This is a genomic window from Kribbella sancticallisti, assembly GCF_039530625.1.
In the GTDB taxonomy this organism is placed as follows: Bacteria; Actinomycetota; Actinomycetes; order Propionibacteriales; family Kribbellaceae; genus Kribbella; species Kribbella sancticallisti.
Genome location: NZ_BAAAOS010000053.1, coordinates 62,927 through 78,642, shown reverse-complemented (window position 1 = coordinate 78,642; position 15,716 = coordinate 62,927). Strand labels below are relative to the sequence as shown.

Below are 15,716 nucleotides of genomic sequence, written 5' to 3'. Positions count from 1 at the left end.
TCCACGGGGGTCATGGGCGGGGGCCTAGGTCGTAGACGTCGAGGCGGCCGCACATGCCGTGGCGGGCTAGCTCGGTGGGGGCGGGGATCTGGTGGAGCTCGGCGGACTGGAGGTGCGGGGCTTTGCCGGCCTCTAGGGCGTCCAGGGCGGCGCCTGTTTCGTCTGCCAGGCGGCGGGCGCCCTGCTCCCAGCGGCGGCGCCAGTCGGCCAGTTGGGGCTGGACGATGCGGATCGCCGACTCGTAGAACGGCTCCAGCGCGGAAGGACCAGTGGAGTCGTAGGCATCACGCAGTACGGCGAAGCCCTCGAGTGCGAGGTTGCGGCGCGCCATCGCCGAGGGAGTACGGGCCTCGCCCTCGCCGGTGAGGGTGGTCGCCTTCAGGTAGGTGTCGCGGTCCGTGAGGTGCTCGGGCGGCAGCGTGAGGACGGCGTCACCTGCCTCGGGGAGGCCGGAGTTCGACATGAGGGTGAGGATCTGGAGTCCGCCGCCGTTGATCAGCCGGTGGATCGTGCCGGGGTCGAACCAGACCACCGTGCCGGCCTGCAGCGGCGTCTCGGCGAATCCCTTGGGGTTGAGCGTCTGGACCGCGCCGGAGCCGGCGATCACGTAGTACCCCTCGGAGCAGGCCAGGTGCACGTGCGGCGTACCACCGACGAGTCCGTCGGGCGCCTCGATGTCGTACACCTTCAGCAGCGAGACACCGATGCCGCCGGGCAGCGCCGCGGTCGGGCCGGGGCCGTACTCGCACATGCTCGCCTCCTCGCCGCCGCCTGGGAAAGGGCTTTCCAAGGCTTGTGACCGCAACCTTAGGTGGGCCGTCACGGCGAGTCAACCTGTTGAGAAACTCCACCGGAAAGCGATTGCACCCGTGCGCGCGTGGCCGCCTGCCGGCACGTGGCCAGAACCGGACAGCCGGAGTCGCCGGACAGGCGGAGCCACAGAACCTCCGAGCCGCCTGAGCCGGTGCTCGCGACCGCGCCGGATGCTGGACGGGTGCGGAGCCGGTCGCCGCGCGTAGGTGGTCGGCAGTGCGTGGTTGGTGGGTGGCACGGTCTGGGCGTGGGCATCTGGATGGGTGGGTGAGGTACGGCGGGGTGGTGGGCGTTAGCGTCGTTGGGAGGGGACGGAAGGAGCACGGTGGCGAAGGGCGGTAGGCCGGTGAGCGAGTGGACACGCAACGGGGCGCAGGTCGACCCCCACGACCCGACAGCGAGCCCCGCCGAACGCGCCGCCGCGACAGTCGCGCCGACAAGTTCCAGCACCCGGCGCCGCCGCGCCCGCCAGGACTCCCGCGACGGCGATGCCCGGGAGGGTGGCGTTCGGGACGGCGAGGCCCGGGAAGGTGGGCTGGGTGGTGAGCGGCGGGTGTTGGACCGGCGGCGGGGGGAGACGGGCTCGGCCGAGGAGGAGTGGGCTGAGGACGAGAAGCGGGCTCGGGATGAGCAGCGGGAGCTCTATCGGACTCTGGACCTGGCGCTCAGGGTTGGGGAGGTGGTGCTGTCCAGCGGGGCCGGTACTGCGGACGCGACCGCGACGATTCTGGCTGTCACGGCGGCGGGCGGCCTGCGGGGGTGTGAGGTTGACATCACGTTCACCTCGATCGCGATCTCCTACCAGGCCGCGCCCGACGTCGCGCCTGAGACGCACATGCGGGTGGTCCGGTATCGCGGCCAGGACTTCTCCCGGCTGACCGATGTCGACCGCCTGGTACGCCGGTTCGCTCGCGCCGAGCTGACCCGGGAAGAGGCGAGCCGCGAGCTCGCCAAGATCGTTTCGGCCGGTCCGCCGTTCCCGCGGTGGAGTTCGGTGCTCGCCTGGGGTGTGATGGCGGGCGGCGCGACGCTGTTGCTCGGTGGTGGCTGGCTGATCACGCTGGTCGCTGTCTTTACCGCGATCGTGATCGAGTTGAGCAACCGTTGGTTCAACCGGCAGCGGCTGCCCGCGTTCTACCAGCAGGTGGCCGGGGCGTTCGTCGCGACCGCGGTCGCATTGATTCTCTACGCCGTCGACGCACCGGTGAAACCCTCCCTGGTAGTTGCCGCCGGCATCATCATGCTGCTGGCCGGGATCGCCTTGACCGGTGCCGTTCAGGACGCCATCACCGGGTACTACGTGACCGCTGCCGCCCGCAGTCTCGAAGCGATGCTGCTGACCGGCGGAATCATCGCCGGCGTCTCGCTCGGCATCAGTCTCGGCATCAAGCTCGGCCTCCCGATGGCGATCGACGCCCAGACGATCCAGCTCGCGAACCTGCCGGTCATGGCCGGCGCGGGTGCCCTGATGGCGGTCGCGTTCGCCTACGCGTCGTACGCGCCGCTGCGGGGGCTGCTTCCGGTCGGTGTGGTCGGTGCGCTGGGGTCACTCGTCTTCACGCTGATGGCGCGCGCCGAGTTCGGCCCGGCCTGGTCGACCGCGGCGGCCGCCTTCGTGGTCGGCCTCGGCGGCTACTCGCTCGGCCGCCGCGCCGGCGTACCGCCGCTCGTCGTGGTCGTCTCGGGCACCGTCCCGCTGCTCCCCGGGCTGACCATCTACAAAGGTCTGTACGAACTGATGGGCCTCGGCAACCTGATCGGCATCGTCAGTCTCGCCACCGCCGTCGCCATCGGCGTGGCCATCGCCTCCGGCGTCATCCTCGGCGAGTACGTCGCCCAGCCCATCCGCCGCGAGGCCCGCCGCCTCGAGGACCGCCTGGCCGGCCCACGCCTGGTGGGTCCGCGCCGCCCGATCCGCCGCCGAACGCCTCGCTCCCGCAACCACTCCCGCCGCTCCCGTGGCAACAACGCGCGGGGTGACGGAGATCAAGGTGAGGTCAGAGGTTCGTAATGGCCGTCGCGGAGCGCTGGACGGCGGCGGCCCGGGGGTGATAGTCCTGACAATCGATTTCGATGGTTTAGACAGCAGCCATCGCCTCAGCCTGCGGTGATCCATCCCGCCGGCGGAGCGAAGGAGTCGAGCGAGTTGCTCGAAGAAGACGCGGAGTTCAGCCTCGTTGTCGACACCACCGGTCCAGGGCCGCTGGTGCGGGTCCGGGGAGATCTGGACCTGGAGACGGCGCCGGAACTGACCGAGACGCTGAAGACGCTGGTCGGTCCGCACCTGCTGGTGGTCGACCTGACCGAGGTCGAGTTCATGGACTCCAGCGGGCTCGGCGTCCTGGTCGGCGCACACAAGGAGTCGGAGGCGTCCGGTGGCGCGCTGGCCGTGGTCGGTGCCCAGGTGCGGGTGCAGAAGATCCTGCGCATCACGAAGTTGCACAAGGTCTTCACCCTCTATCCCACGCTGGACGACCTGAACGCCGAGTTGGCGCAAGCGCAGGTCGCCCACCACTCGGACCCGGTCGACGGCAGCGGACCGCCGTCGGAGCGTGGCCCCCAGTGACGTCGGAGGAGACGCAACGCCCGTACTCCGAAGCCCCCGGCGGCGCCGCAGCAGTCTCCGGTGACTACCAGGCCGATCTCGGGTTCGCGTGGCCGTCCATGGACACCGGCACCGAACCACTCATCGAGGCCGGACCACGAGCGGAAATCGTCGAGGAGGTCGGACTCGCGATGACCGGCTCGCTCAACCTGCGCCGGTGCGTCCTGCAACTGCTGACCGGCGTGCAGCCGGAGATCGCGGACTGGGCGATGGTAGTGCTGACCAACCCGCGGACCGGCGGGCTGACCCTGCTCGGCGGCGAGGATCCCTCGGCCGCCACGAAGGTCTCCCGGCGATCCGTGGCCGGACAGGCGCTGGAACGGATCCTGGCCTCCGGTCGCACCGAACTCCTGCAGGTCACCCTGGACGACGACGGTGCCGACGGACTGGCCACGATGGTCCCGAGCAGGACCCTCCGCGACCAGGCTGCGAAGCTGCGGCCGGTCGACGTCCTGGGGCTGGGGCTGACCGCCCGCGGCGCCACCTTGGGCGCGCTGGTGATGGTCAGAGGGCAGGGCCGCGGGTTCACCGAGGCCGACGTCGCCCTGGCCGAGAAGCTTGCCGCCAGAGCGTCGCTCGCGCTGGACTCCGCCCGCCTGTACGAACAGCGCAGCCGGGTGGCCGCAGCCTTGCAGGCGAGCCTCGTACCGGGCGCGTTGCCCGTGGTCCCCGGCGCCGACCTCGCGGCGCGGTACCGGCCGGCGATCGAGCAACTGGACATCGGCGGAGACTTCTATGACGTGTTCGCCGCGGGGGACGAGTGGCTTGCGGTGCTCGGCGACGTCTGCGGCAAGGGGGTCGACGCCGCGGTGCTGACCGGGCGGGCCAGGCAGTCCATCCGGACCGCCGCGCACTTCGAGCGGCAGCCGGGCGCGTTGCTGTCCGCTTTCAACACCGTCTTCGCCTCCGACGCGTCCGATCGGTTCATCACGCTGGTCTGCCTCCGGCTACGGCCGGCCGACGACGGTCGCTCGATGGACGTGGAGATCGCGGTGGCCGGTCACTCCGGCCCGGTCCTGGTCCGCGCCGACGGCCGCGTGGAGCAGTTGGAGATCGGCGGTACCGTCGCCGGCGTCATACCCGACGTCGACTATCCGACGAGAACCGTCCGGCTGGAGCACGGGGACGCTCTGCTCCTCTTCACCGACGGCGTCGAGGAGGCCCGCGGGGACGATGGGTTCTACGGCCTCGATCGATTGCTCCGGCTGTTGAGCGAGTACGCCGGTGCCGGGTCCGACGCGATTTGCGCGGCGGTCGAGCAGGATGTCGTCGAGCACCTCGACGGCCGGTCACACGACGACATCGCGTTGCTGGCGATCAGTTGCGGAGGAGTGTCGGGATGGCAGAGCTGACAGCGCGGCGGTTGGACGAATCGCTCGCCGCCTTCGAATTGGCCCTGGCCGGCGTGAACAGTACTGCGGCCGTCGAGGTCGTCGAGGGCCTGCTGGCCGACGGGGTGGAGCCGGTCGACGTGCTCACCGGGGTGATCGCGGCAGCACAGCGCAACGTAGGAGCGCGCTGGCAGCGCGGTGACTGGTCCGTCGCCGAGGAGCACGCGGCGACGGGTGTGGCGGCGGCTGCAACCGAGGCAGTGGCCAGGCGAGCCCGGCTGACTCCGATCACCCGCGGCAAGGTGCTGGTCGCGTGCGCGGAGCGAGAGTGGCATGCGTTGCCGGCCATGATCATCGATTGCGTACTGCGGGCGGACGGCTGGGACACGACCATGCTCGGCGCCTCCACACCACCCCTGCGGCTCGGCCAGTACCTCCAGGATCTCGGGCCGGACGCACTGGCGGTCAGTTGCTCGATGCTCGGAGCGTTGCCGACCACCAGGCGCTTCATCGAGGCGAGCACCACCGCCGGAATCCCCATCGTGGTCGGCGGCGCCGCCTTCGGGACGGACGACGTACGGGCGCGGGCGCTGGGCGCGACGGCCTGGGCGCAGGATGCGGCGAGCGCGGTCGAGGCCGCCCGCAACCTTCCGACCGTCGTTCAGGTGGTGCCACCGCTCCCTGACGAGGCGGTCGCCGAGCAAGCCGCGCTCGAGCTGTCCCATCGGGAGCTTGCCGCCCGAGTGCTCGCGGACTGGCGGGCCGATCCGGACCTGGAGATCGCCGAGGACGCCGTGACCCAGACTCTGCACGCCGTCTGGGCAGCTCTCCTCACCGGCGATCCGCGCCCGATCCCGCAGACCGCTGAGTGGATCAGCGCCCTGCTGGCCGCCCGCGGCGCGGATCCTGAACTGATCGCCGACCTCGGTCTCCAGCTCAGGATCCACCTGCGCGACTACCCCCTTGCCCACAGCCTCCTGACCACCTCCTGGCCGACGTCAGCGCCGCTCTAGCCAGGTCTGCGGTTGGAGGTTGTTGCAGTGCCATTGCTGGATGTTGCCGCCGGGCCGGCGGGAGTCGGTCAGTCGGTGCTGTGACCAGGAACCCGTCAGCAGCGCGAGAGCCAGCCCGAGAACGACCCCCCAGACGCCTCACCGGATCTCCTCGAGCACCACGTCGTCCAGCTGAAGCCACACGTCCTGGCCATGACCGAAGAAGCCCGCATACAGCTGGATCAGTGCCTCACGCCCGGTCTGCACTTCGACACTGACCTTCGTGTACTGCGGATGCGCGCCGCCGGTCTTCTCCGCCAGCACCTTGCCGCGCAACGTCCGGACGCCGATCATCGTCTCGCGGTTGTTCTCCGCGGTCCGGATCCAGGCGGACAGCCGATACCGGTGGTAGGGGCGGACGGCAACGTTCTGCTGGACCTGGTGCTGCCCGATCGAGTCCCGCAGGTACGCGTTGTTCGCGCCGCTGTGGCCGAGGTTGGTCTTGTCGATGCCGCCGCGTCCGTTCAGCTGCCAGGGTGGCGACGGAGCCGTCCCGGTCTGTTCCTCGAAACCAGGATCCGTGACCAGGTTCGTCGGCACGCCGTCATCGGTCAGCTTCGTGTGCATCAGGAACACGTTGTACGGATCCCACTGCGACATCGTGAAGTAGAGATCCGATCCTGATGACCAGGGGTGCAGGTAGGTCCCGTAGAGCCCGGGGAAGTCGGTGCCACGGACAACCACCTGCTCGCCGGACCACGGCCCGGTGAGCGACGCGGCAGAGCGCAGTACGACGGCAGCGCGTTGCTCGTCGAGGTACATTATCAGCCACTCGCCGAGATGGGCGTTCCACTGCATGGAGACCTCGCTGATCGGCCCGATCGCGATCGGTACTGCGGCGCTGACGCGACCGGACCAGGTCTTGCCGTCCCAGTAACGCCAGGCGGCCTTTGACAGCACCTGCTTCTCCGGAACCCGGGCCAAGTGCGCGTTGCCGAACCGGCCGTTCGGAGTACCGATCATGTACACGTAGCCGCCTTCGCGGACCAGGGCGTTCAGCTGGAAGTTGTCGTCCCAGGCCTTGGTGTTCGGCCAGACGGCCTTCGGATCCTTGGTCCAGTTCTCGCCGTTGTCGTCGGAGTAGGCGAAGCCGGAGTAGTTGGTGAACCAACTGCCGGCCGGACCCCAGTAGTTGACCGACATGTACTGCACGTACTGCCGGTTGCCGACGGCGATTCCCGCGGTCGGGATGACGGTGTGCTCGTCCCGGTCGACCTTCTTGCAGTCCAGGAACTGCTTGGCGTGGCCGGGGCGATCCTCGGCCGCGCTGTCCAGGGTCATCCCGTCGGCCAGGTTGCGGTCCTTGCTGCGGAAGAGCAGGTTGCACCGCCAGTCGATCGTCGCCGGGTCGCCCGCACCACCACCGGGACCGGTCCAGCCACTGCCGTAGCTGTCACCGAAGGCAGTCAGGATCTCGCCGGACCCGTTGTCCCACAGGATCCCGAGGTCGGTGGCCTTGAGTTGGAACCTGGCCTCGGTGTCGTTGATCGACCCCGGGCCGGTCAGCTTCGCCACCTGCGTGGCGGGAGACGGTACGGCCGCGGCCTGCGCGTCCGGCGGTGGATTGGCCGGCAGCAGCGCGGCGCCGAGCAACAAGGGCAGGATCAGGGCGAATCGCTTCTGCATGCGCAAACTCCTCGGGGCGGTCCGGCGCGTGGGAAATCGATTTCTCACACCGTAGCCAGGACCGCTTGTGAGGTCAACGCCTGAAGCCTGGGTCGAAGCCCCAGTCAAGGAGGCGCGTCGTTCAGCCGGCCAGGGCAGTCTCGAGCGCGTCCGCGGCCTGGGCGGCGGCGTTCTCCTCGCTCAGCAGCTCGGCCAGCTCGGCCGCGCGCTGCCGGGACCCGTCGGCGAGGGCCGGTTCGAGCGCAGCCAGCAGTGTGGGCTCGCTCAGATCGGTGAAGCGCAGCGTGCTGCCGACGCCCATCCGTTGCAGTTGCGCGCCCCAGAAGGGCTGGTCCGCGAACACCGAGCACACGACTGTCGGCAGGCCCGCCCGCAGGGAGGTGGCCGAAGTACCGGCGCCGCCGTGGTGGACGGCCGCCCGGCAGCGCGGAAGCACCTCCTCGTGGGCGACGTTGCTCACCACCCGCACCGCGGAATCCTCCGCAGTACCGGACTGCATGCTGACCAGAGCCCGTACTCCGAGGACACCCGCGACCCTCTCGATCATCGTCAGCGCGGCGTCCGGATCCAGTACGGGCATGCTGCCGAACCCGAAGTACACGGGCGGTTCGCCGGCGTCGAGCCATTGGTCCAGCTCGGGTTCGACCGGGTTGTCGAGCAGCACGCGCTGGTCGGCGGTGGGGGCGAGGAACCCGGTCAGCGGACGCCGCGAGTCCCACTCGGCCAACTCCGGAACGACGTGGCGGCTGTAGGCCTGCAGCTCCAGCGAACCGGATCGCGCGAGGCGGGTGGAGATGTTCTCCGTGGTCGGTACGAGGCCGACCTTCGTCCGCAGGTCGTTCACGAACGGCTCGAAGATCGGCCAGTTGGCCTCGTCCATCAGGGCGTAGGTCTCGAGGTTCTGCTCCGGCGAGAAGATGTCGGTCGACACGAGCAGGTGCGGAAAAGCGATGTTGCTGCGCAGCGGCGCGTGGTGAACCGAGTGATACGGGATCCCCGCCGCCTCCGCGATCACGACCAGCTCGAGCTCGGTCGCAGTACCGGAGATGAGTACGTCGGCGTCGGCCGCGAGCGCGATCAGGTCCTCGTGCAACTGGTCCGCGATCTGGCGCTTGTACTCCAGCATCCAGTGCACGTACGACTGGAAGTCCCCGGCCGCCAGCCAGCGCCGGCCGCGTTCGGATTGCAGGAACTCGCGCGCGCTGACCCGCAGATCGACCGTCCGCAGCCCCAGCGCCTGTCCGATCCAGACCAGGTCCGACGCCAGCCCGACCGTGACATCGTGTCCCCGCCCGGCCAGTTCCGCGGCGAAGACCGCCATCGGCTCGGCATCCCCCCGGGTCCCCACTCCCACCATCACTATCCGCATGAGCCCACCCCTGAGCTGTGTCCGCCGCGGCTCCGGCGGACGGAACCCCCGATGCTAGTGTCCTGAGCCGGAAGTTCGTGCACGCACCTGGACACCGGAGCTGAAGCACGAACTTCCGACTCAGGACACTAGGGGCAGACGGAGTCAACCGTTACAGTTACTGACTGGAAACATAGACCTGCTAGCGCTGGGTCAGGCCCGGCGGGCTCGGAGGATCGACGTGGCACTGGGTAGGACGTCCCCGCGGGACCTGCCGCTGTTCGCGGAGCTGTCCGGCCGGGAGATCAAGGACATCTTCCGGGCCGGCGAGGAGGTCTCGGTTCCGGCCGGCTGGTCGCTGATCCTGGAACAGACCCCACCGGACGCGGCGTACCTGATCCTGTCCGGTACGGCGTCCGTCCGGGTCAAGGGCGAGGAGATCGCCGTGCTCGGCCCGGGTGACATCGCCGGCGAGGTCGCGGTCCGGCAGAACCGGTTGCGGACGGCAACCGTCACGGCGAGGTCGCGGCTGCAGTTGCTGCACTTCACCCGGGAGAAGTTCGACGACCTGACCAACCGGCTGCCGAACTTCCGCGACGCCATCGACGCGACCATCGCCGAGCGGCGCGGTGACAAGACCGGCTCCTGACCCGGAGGCCGGACCCGAGCCGGGCATCCGACCCGAGCCGGAGACCGAGCCGGACACGAGACCCGAGCCCGATCTCGGCGTACTGCAGCAGGACTTCGAGCAGGCGTTGCTCGGGGGTGAGCGCAAGTTCACCCGGATCGAGGTGTCCGAGCGGGCCGGGATCTCGATCGAGCGGGCCGAGCAGATGTGGCACGCGCTCGGCTTCGCGACCGTGCCCGACGACGAGATCGCCTTCACCGACGGCGATGTCGAGGCACTCCGGCTGGTCGCGGCGCTGGAGGACGACGGCTTCATCGACCCGGCGATGGAGTCCTCCCTGGCCCGCAAGCTCGGCCAGACCCAGTCCCGGCTGGCGTCCTGGCAGTCGGCCATGTTCCTGGACCTGCTGGCCGGGTCCAAGCTCTCAGCCGACGACGCCATCGAGGTCGCCTCGTTGCTGCTGCCCGCGATGGAGCGCCTGCAGACCTATGTCTGGCGTCGCCACCTGGCCGCGGCCGCCGGTCGCGCGGTGGCCGGCTCGGGCGAGCTCGCCAGCGGCATCCGGGTGGTCGGCTTCGCCGACATCGTCAGCTACACCCGGTTGACCCGGCGGCTGTCGGAGTTGGAGCTCGGCCAGTTGATCGAGCGGTTCGAGGGCCTGGCCGCGGACGTGGTCGCGCTGAACGGCGGCCGGGTGATCAAGTCGATCGGCGACGAGGTCCTCTTCGTCACCGACACCCCGGCCCAGGCCGCCGCGTTGGCCCTCGCCCTGCAGGAGAAGGTCGCCGAGGCCGACGACCTGCCGGAGCTCCGGATCGGACTTGCGTACGGCAGCGTCCTGATCCGCCTCGGCGACGTGTACGGCGAGGTCGTCAACCTCGCCTCCCGCCTCACCTCCGAGGCGAAACCCGGCCGCGTCCTGGCCGATCGCGAACTGGCCGCCGCCCTCGACGGCCACCCGCAGTACCGGCTCCGCAGGCTTCGCCGCGTTTCCGTCCGCGGCTACCACCACCTGACCCCGTACGCGCTTCAGCGGGCGTCCACGGACAATGGTTGAGTGCGCGAGATTCTGACGGCAGGGGAGCTGGCTTCGGCCGCTGGTGGGGATCCGTTGGTGGTTTGGGCGGCCAGGGAAAGGTCGGCCGGCAGGTCAGGGCCTGGTACTCCGGGGACGCGGTGGCCGTGGCGTCGCCGGATCTGTCGAAGCGGGACCGGCTGTCGGTCCGCGGACCGGTGGCCGAGCTGGCACCACTGGTCGAGCGCGTGCTCGCCGAGGTGGGAACGAGCTTCCGGCCGTTCGGCGACGAGCAGGTGATCCGGGAGCTGGCCGAGCGGGTTCCGGGGATGTCGTTCACCGCGACCTTCGGCTGGATGGACACCGCAGACACCGCGACATTGCCGACTCAGACGGCCAAAACTGTTTGGCTGCAAGGCGACTCGGGTGTCGAGGAGTTGCTGGCCGAGGCTTCGCCGGACTCTTACGCCTGGCCCGGCCGTACCGGCGTACTGCGCTGGGCTGCTGCCACGAGTGACGCTGGGGAGCTGCTGAGCATCGCGGCCGATGCGTGGAGTGCGCCCGAGGTGGGCTTCCTGGCCGGAGTGGCCACCAGGCCGGATGTGCGCGGTCGCGGGCTCTCGCAGCAGGTGTGTGCGTTCGTCACGGCCGAGTTGGTCAAGCGGCACGGAACCTGCGCGCTGATGGTTGATGCCGGGAACGCGGCGGCGATCGCCGTCTACGAGAAACTGGGCTACACGTACCGCGGGGTTGCCGCCGCGTCCGTGGAGCCCAGCTCTTAGCGAGTCGGCGAGACGGTCAGCGTCACGCCCGGCTTCGGCGTTGACGGCTTGGCGTTCGGGCTCGGCGTGGAGCTGCTGCCGGGTGGGGTGGGAGTAGGGGTGGCCGGAGTGGTCGCAGGCGCCGGCGGCGGTACGAAGTCGGCCTTGTCGGAGTCCTTACAGTTCTCCGGATCGATGTTGCCGTCCGCGTCCGGCGAGACCGTGGACATCGGGAACACGTTGCTCAGCCGGTCCTCGTTGCCGTTCGTTCCGTACTGCGCTGCGCAGTCCCGCACCTGCAGGTTGATCGGCTTGCCGTCCTGGTCGTACAGCCGGACCTTCACCGGCCGCCCCTGCTCGTCGAACGGGTACACGTTGTCGATGCCGGTCCCGTCGAGGCTCAGGCCGGGCGGGCTGTAGTTGTAGCTGGAGGTGCGGTCGTAGGAAGGCTGACCGAACACACCGAACGAGGTGCCGCCGACGAAGCTGAGCGCGAGCCAGGCCGGCACGATGATCGTGGCGACGACGTTCAGCGGTACGACGTACCAGAGCCAGCGGCGGTCCTGCTGGGTGCGGCGGCCGATCCAGACCGACACGGCGGCGCCGGCCAGCGCACCGACCACGGCCACCGCGCCGGCGCCGAACAGGGCGAAGAAGCCGCCGCCGCCGACGATGCCGCGCGCCACCCACCAGACCGGCTGGCCGATGGTGACGAGTTCGTGCCGGACGTTCGGCGGGATCTGGTCGATCACGCCGCGGACGGACTCGGCGCCGCGCCGGCCGCGATCGGTGTCGAGCACGACCCGCGGATCCTTGCCACGCAGCGCCCGGACCCCGAGGTACCCGGCGCCGAAGATCGTGGCCAGGCCGATGAAGCCGAAGAAGGTGGTCGCCGCGCTGTCCCCGCTGAACAGCCCGACCAGCAGGAAGAACGGTCCGACGGTCGACGCGATCACTCCCCAGCGCAGGGCCGGCTCGCCGCCGGTGCGCTCCTTCGGGGTCTGCGTCCTGGGCGGGTAGCCCGCCGCGGTGCGCAACTCGTCGGCGTACTGCCGAGGCGTGCCGAGGCGGTCCTGGAGGGCCGCGGCGGTCGGCTCGTCCTCGAACTCGGCGGCGACCTCGGTCAGGTGCCCGCTGACGTCCTCGAGCACGTCCTCGAGCTCGCCCGGCGGCAGATCGCTCAGCTCGGCCCTCACCTCGGCCAGGTACGTCGCGACGGGTCCGGTCAGCGTGCTGTTCATGCCGCATCCTCCTCGAGCAGCAGCACCGACATCGTGTCGGCGAAGTGGTTCCACGTCTTGGTGGACTCGGCGAGCAGGTCGAGACCCCGCTTGTTCAGCCCGTAGTACTTGCGGTGCGGCCCTTCCTCGCTGGGCTGCACGTACGACGTCAGCGCGCCGGCCGCGAACAACCTCCGCAGCGTGCCGTACACCGAGGCGTCCGCGACGTCTTCGAGCCCGGCCGCCCGCAGTCGGCGCAGGACGTCATAGCCGTAGCCGTCCGCCTCGCGCAGCACCGCCAGAACAGCAAGGTCCAGCACGCCTTTGAGCAGCTGACTCGGGTCCATCGACTCCACCTCCGGTCGTGCACCGCGAGACCGGACCCCTCAGACCGGCCTCGCGGTGCTCTGCCGACCACACTACTACACACTGCGGAGTACTACGTAATGCTGTTTGACAGGACCTGAGCAAAACCGATCAAGTCTGCCGGCGGTGAGGCGGGCAGAGTGGAGGCATGAACTCCACGGATGTGTTCGCCGGCTTCGTCGCCGCGGTCGCCGAGAGCCTCGATGAGCCGGAGACGACCGGGCGTGACCTGGCCAGGCAGGTGCATCTGTCCCGGTTTCACTTCGACCGGGTGGTGGCTGCCGTGGCCGGGGAGTCGCCGTCCGCGTTCCGGCGGCGGTTGCTGCTGGAGCGGGCGGCGTACCGGTTGCTGGCCTGTGACGCGGGCGTGCTCGAGTTGGCGATCGAGGCCGGCTACGGCTCGCACGAAGCCTTCACCCGGGCCTTCAGCCGGGCGTTCCGGATGTCACCGCGGGAATGGCGGCGGGAGCCGTCGCGGAGGTTCTTCCTCGAAGCGCCGAGCGGAGTTCACTTTCAGCCACCGGCAGGCCTGCGCCTGCCGTCCAGGAAAGAGGCGAGGGGTATGGACGTACTGGTCAGGATGGTCGAGCATCACGTCTGGCTCACCGGCGAGATGATCGAACGCGGCGCCCGGCTGGACGCCGCCGCGCTGGACAAGCCGATCGAGTTGTCGGTGGAGGGGATCGACGACGACGTGTCGATCCGGTACCTGCTGGACCGGCTGGTCTGGCAGGAGGAGATGTGGCTGGCCTCGGTCGAGGACCAGCCGTTCCAGGTGCCCGAGTGCGGGCGGGAGGTGACCACGCCGATCTCCGAGTTGCGCGAGCGGCACGCCTCGGCCGGCTCCCGGTTCGTCGCGCTGGTGCAGCGGCTGAACGAGGAGGGCCGGTTCGACGACAGCTTCGTCGACACCACCTGCGAACCCCCGCGGGTCTTCACGTACGGCGGCATGGTCGCGCACGTGCTCACCTTCGCGGCCCACCGGCGGTCCCTGCTGGTCGGCGCCTTCCACAGCGCCGGCATCACCGACCTCGGCTTCGGCGACCCGATGCACTACGTCGCGGAGGGAGCTCCCAGATAGGCGAACTGGGAGCTACCGAGGACGCGCAGCATGGCCAACCGGGTGACGTCCTCGGAACCGGTGCTGGGGGTGTAGATCATCAGGCGCTGGTCCTCGCTGGGAGTCAGCAGAATCTCCCACTCCAGCGAGATCGGGCCGATCACCGGATGGGCGACCCGGAGGAAGGAGCTCTGCCGGAAGGCCACCTCGTGGAGCTTCCAGAGCTCGGCGAAGCGGGGGCTGGCGGCGTGGAGGCGGCGGATCAGTTCGGTGGACGGAGTGTCGTTTCCGCGCCGGGTGGCGGCGGCTCGGAGGCTGGCGGCCTGGTAGTGGTCGATGTCGTCGAGCTCGTCCGCCGGATAGGGAGCGCGCATCGCCTCCTCGGTGAACCAGCGCCAGACGAAGTTGCGCTCGCCCTCGCGGACCGAGCAGATCGTGCCGAGGAGGGCGTCGGCCATCACGTTCTGCGCCAGGACATCGCCCATGTCGTTCATGATCTGCGCGGGACTGTCCGTCAGTTCGTCGAGGACGCGGAGCAGCCCCGGCCGAATGTGGACGCCGCCCGGTCGAGCCGGCGGTGGGCGGTGCCCGGCGAGCAGGTAGAGGTGGTCACGCTCCTCGTCGGTCAGCCGGAGCGCCCGGGCCAAGGCGCCGAGGAGTTGGGTCGACGGCTGCGGACTACGGGCCTGTTCGAGCCGCATGTAGTAGTCCGCGGACATCCCGGCGAGCTGGGAGACCTCCTCGCGCCGCAGGCCCGGAGTACGGCGTCGTGGTCCGCCGGGGAGGCCTGCCTCCTCCGGGCTGATCCGTTCGCGGGAGCGGCGGAGGAAGTCGGCGAGCCGGCGGCGGTCCATGGGATCCATCATGGCTCGCCCTCGCAAGAAGAACACTGGGACTGCGGATCCTAGGGAAAGCGGTCCGCTCGTGGCCCGGCCGAACCGCCGGCACTTTCGTCGGTGACACACAAACCGATGGGAGCAACGTGATGAAGGCAGTCAGATTCGAGCAGCACGGTGGCATCGACGTCTTGCAGGTGGTTGACGCGGCCCGGCCCGAGCCGGGACCGGGTGAGGTACTGGTGGCGGTGCGCGCAGCTGCGATCAACCTGCTGGACTCGACGATCCGCGAGGGGTATGTGCAGAGCGTCTACCCGGTCGCCGCGTATCCGAGTGGCCAGGGGCTCGACTTCGCCGGAGTCGTCGAGGGTGTCGGGCCGAAGGTGGTGGAGCTCGCTGCTGGTGACGAGGTGCTGGGGTTCCTGCTGCCGCCGGGGCATGCGCAAGCGGAGTACATCGTTGCTCCGGTCAATCAAATGGTCCGCAAGCCGGCTGGGGTCGGATGGACGGTGGCCGGCGGGCTCTACACCGCCGGTACTGCGGCCTACGCGTCCGTTCGGGCAGTCGGACCACAGCCGGGCGAGACTGTCGTCATCGCCGGAGCCGCTGGTGGCGTCGGATCGATCGCGGTCCAGCTGGCTCGGCGAGCCGGCGCGAAGGTGGTCGGGATCGCCAGTGCGCGCAACCACGTCTGGCTGGAATCGCACGGAGTGACACCTGTTGCTTACGGCAAGGACATGCGGCTGAAGACACCGACCGCGTTCATCGACACCGTCGGCGATGGCTACGTGAAGCTGGCGATCGAGCTGGGCGTGGCACCCGAACGGATCAACACCGTGATCGACTTCGCCGCCGCGGCGCAGTACGGGACGCATGCTGACGGCAACCAAGCAGCCGGTACCACGCAGGCGCTGGCCGAGCTGGCAGCCCTGGTGGACAAGGGTGAAGTGGAGGTCCCGATCGCGGCGACCTACTCCTTCGACGAAGTACGACAGGCCTACGAGGTGCTCGAACAGCGGCACACCCGCGGCAAGATCGTGCTTGAGCCGTAGGGG

15 protein-coding genes are annotated in these 15,716 nt (G+C 69.6%); 9 read left to right on the top strand and 6 right to left on the bottom strand.

The window, feature by feature from the left end; all coding sequences use genetic code 11:
- Window positions 1-10: 10 nt before the first annotated feature.
- A complete protein-coding gene (locus ABD255_RS32945) occupies window positions 11-751 on the bottom strand; it encodes a cupin domain-containing protein (protein WP_344220714.1) in 741 nt (246 codons plus the stop codon).
- 408 nt (window positions 752-1,159) lie between these two features.
- On the opposite strand from ABD255_RS32945, the gene ABD255_RS32940 reads away from it, so the two are divergent.
- The 4 genes from ABD255_RS32940 (at window position 1,160) to ABD255_RS32925 (ending at window position 5,762) form a co-directional block, all read left to right on the top strand.
- Window positions 1,160-2,824 (top strand): threonine/serine exporter family protein, encoded by a 1,665-nt coding sequence (locus tag ABD255_RS32940; RefSeq protein WP_344220713.1) that lies wholly within the window; start codon window positions 1,160-1,162, stop codon window positions 2,822-2,824.
- Window positions 2,825-2,920: 96 nt separating this feature from the next.
- Window positions 2,921-3,379, top strand: a complete 459-nt coding sequence (locus ABD255_RS32935; RefSeq protein ID WP_344220712.1) for an STAS domain-containing protein — start codon at window positions 2,921-2,923, stop codon at window positions 3,377-3,379.
- A complete protein-coding gene (locus ABD255_RS32930) occupies window positions 3,376-4,770 on the top strand; it encodes a PP2C family protein-serine/threonine phosphatase (RefSeq protein WP_344220711.1) in 1,395 nt (464 codons plus the stop codon). Before ABD255_RS32935 ends, ABD255_RS32930 begins: the two co-directional genes overlap by 4 nt.
- Window positions 4,758-5,762, top strand: a complete 1,005-nt coding sequence (locus ABD255_RS32925; RefSeq protein WP_344220709.1) for a cobalamin B12-binding domain-containing protein — start codon at window positions 4,758-4,760, stop codon at window positions 5,760-5,762. Before ABD255_RS32930 ends, ABD255_RS32925 begins: the two co-directional genes overlap by 13 nt.
- Window positions 5,763-5,900: 138 nt before the next feature.
- Here ABD255_RS32925 and ABD255_RS32920 read toward each other — a convergent pair whose 3' ends face one another.
- Complete coding sequence (locus ABD255_RS32920) at window positions 5,901-7,427, bottom strand: glycoside hydrolase family 183 protein (protein ID WP_344220708.1); 1,527 nt, start codon at window positions 7,425-7,427, stop codon at window positions 5,901-5,903.
- 121 nt (window positions 7,428-7,548) lie between these two features.
- Window positions 7,549-8,796 carry a glycosyltransferase gene (locus tag ABD255_RS32915; protein ID WP_344220707.1) on the bottom strand — a complete coding sequence of 416 codons (1,248 nt, stop codon included), beginning with the start codon at window positions 8,794-8,796 and terminating at the stop codon, window positions 7,549-7,551.
- Between the two features lie 220 nt (window positions 8,797-9,016).
- Between ABD255_RS32915 and ABD255_RS32910 the strand changes: the two genes are divergently transcribed.
- From ABD255_RS32910 to ABD255_RS32900, 3 genes are all read left to right on the top strand, one after another.
- Entirely contained in the window at window positions 9,017-9,424 is a 408-nt protein-coding gene (locus ABD255_RS32910) for a cyclic nucleotide-binding domain-containing protein (protein WP_344220706.1), read from the top strand.
- Entirely contained in the window at window positions 9,405-10,460 is a 1,056-nt protein-coding gene (locus ABD255_RS32905) for an adenylate/guanylate cyclase domain-containing protein (protein ID WP_344220705.1), read from the top strand. The genes ABD255_RS32910 and ABD255_RS32905 overlap by 20 nt, the downstream gene beginning before the upstream one ends.
- A 62-nt stretch (window positions 10,461-10,522) precedes the next feature.
- Window positions 10,523-11,200, top strand: a complete 678-nt coding sequence (locus ABD255_RS32900) for a GNAT family N-acetyltransferase (RefSeq protein ID WP_344220704.1) — start codon at window positions 10,523-10,525, stop codon at window positions 11,198-11,200.
- On the opposite strand, the gene ABD255_RS32895 is transcribed toward ABD255_RS32900, so the two are convergent.
- Window positions 11,197-12,420, bottom strand: a complete 1,224-nt coding sequence (locus ABD255_RS32895) for a DUF1700 domain-containing protein (RefSeq protein ID WP_344220703.1) — start codon at window positions 12,418-12,420, stop codon at window positions 11,197-11,199. The genes ABD255_RS32900 and ABD255_RS32895 overlap by 4 nt on opposite strands.
- On the bottom strand, window positions 12,417-12,746 hold the full coding sequence (locus ABD255_RS32890) for a PadR family transcriptional regulator (protein WP_344220701.1): 330 nt from the start codon (window positions 12,744-12,746) through the stop codon (window positions 12,417-12,419). The genes ABD255_RS32895 and ABD255_RS32890 overlap by 4 nt, the downstream gene beginning before the upstream one ends.
- A gap of 167 nt (window positions 12,747-12,913) precedes the next feature.
- On the opposite strand from ABD255_RS32890, the gene ABD255_RS32885 reads away from it, so the two are divergent.
- A complete protein-coding gene (locus ABD255_RS32885; RefSeq protein ID WP_344220700.1) occupies window positions 12,914-13,846 on the top strand; it encodes a helix-turn-helix domain-containing protein in 933 nt (310 codons plus the stop codon).
- On the opposite strand, the gene ABD255_RS32880 is transcribed toward ABD255_RS32885, so the two are convergent.
- Window positions 13,819-14,679: a helix-turn-helix transcriptional regulator gene (locus ABD255_RS32880; RefSeq protein ID WP_344220699.1), complete on the bottom strand. Its 861-nt coding sequence runs from the start codon at window positions 14,677-14,679 to the stop codon at window positions 13,819-13,821. The two genes, ABD255_RS32885 and ABD255_RS32880, sit on opposite strands and share 28 nt — an antisense overlap.
- 131 nt (window positions 14,680-14,810) lie before the next feature.
- On the opposite strand from ABD255_RS32880, the gene ABD255_RS32875 reads away from it, so the two are divergent.
- Window positions 14,811-15,713 carry an NADP-dependent oxidoreductase gene (locus ABD255_RS32875; protein ID WP_344220698.1) on the top strand — a complete coding sequence of 301 codons (903 nt, stop codon included), beginning with the start codon at window positions 14,811-14,813 and terminating at the stop codon, window positions 15,711-15,713.
- The last annotated feature ends 3 nt before the right edge of the window (window positions 15,714-15,716 follow it).

Bases quoted from the DNA above. Each gene is read 5' to 3' on its own strand.
- ABD255_RS32875 (WP_344220698.1), top strand. From the start codon at position 14,811: ATGAAGGCAGTCAGATTCGAGCAGCACGGTGGCATCGACGTCTTGCAG.
- ABD255_RS32880 (WP_344220699.1), bottom strand. From the start codon at position 14,679: ATGGACCGCCGCCGGCTCGCCGACTTCCTCCGCCGCTCCCGCGAACGG.
- ABD255_RS32890 (WP_344220701.1), bottom strand. From the start codon at position 12,746: ATGGACCCGAGTCAGCTGCTCAAAGGCGTGCTGGACCTTGCTGTTCTG.
- ABD255_RS32915 (WP_344220707.1), bottom strand. From the start codon at position 8,796: ATGCGGATAGTGATGGTGGGAGTGGGGACCCGGGGGGATGCCGAGCCG.
- ABD255_RS32885 (WP_344220700.1), top strand. From the start codon at position 12,914: ATGAACTCCACGGATGTGTTCGCCGGCTTCGTCGCCGCGGTCGCCGAG.
- ABD255_RS32920 (WP_344220708.1), bottom strand. From the start codon at position 7,427: ATGCAGAAGCGATTCGCCCTGATCCTGCCCTTGTTGCTCGGCGCCGCG.
- ABD255_RS32945 (WP_344220714.1), bottom strand. From the start codon at position 751: ATGTGCGAGTACGGCCCCGGCCCGACCGCGGCGCTGCCCGGCGGCATC.
- ABD255_RS32895 (WP_344220703.1), bottom strand. From the start codon at position 12,420: ATGAACAGCACGCTGACCGGACCCGTCGCGACGTACCTGGCCGAGGTG.
- ABD255_RS32925 (WP_344220709.1), top strand. From the start codon at position 4,758: ATGGCAGAGCTGACAGCGCGGCGGTTGGACGAATCGCTCGCCGCCTTC.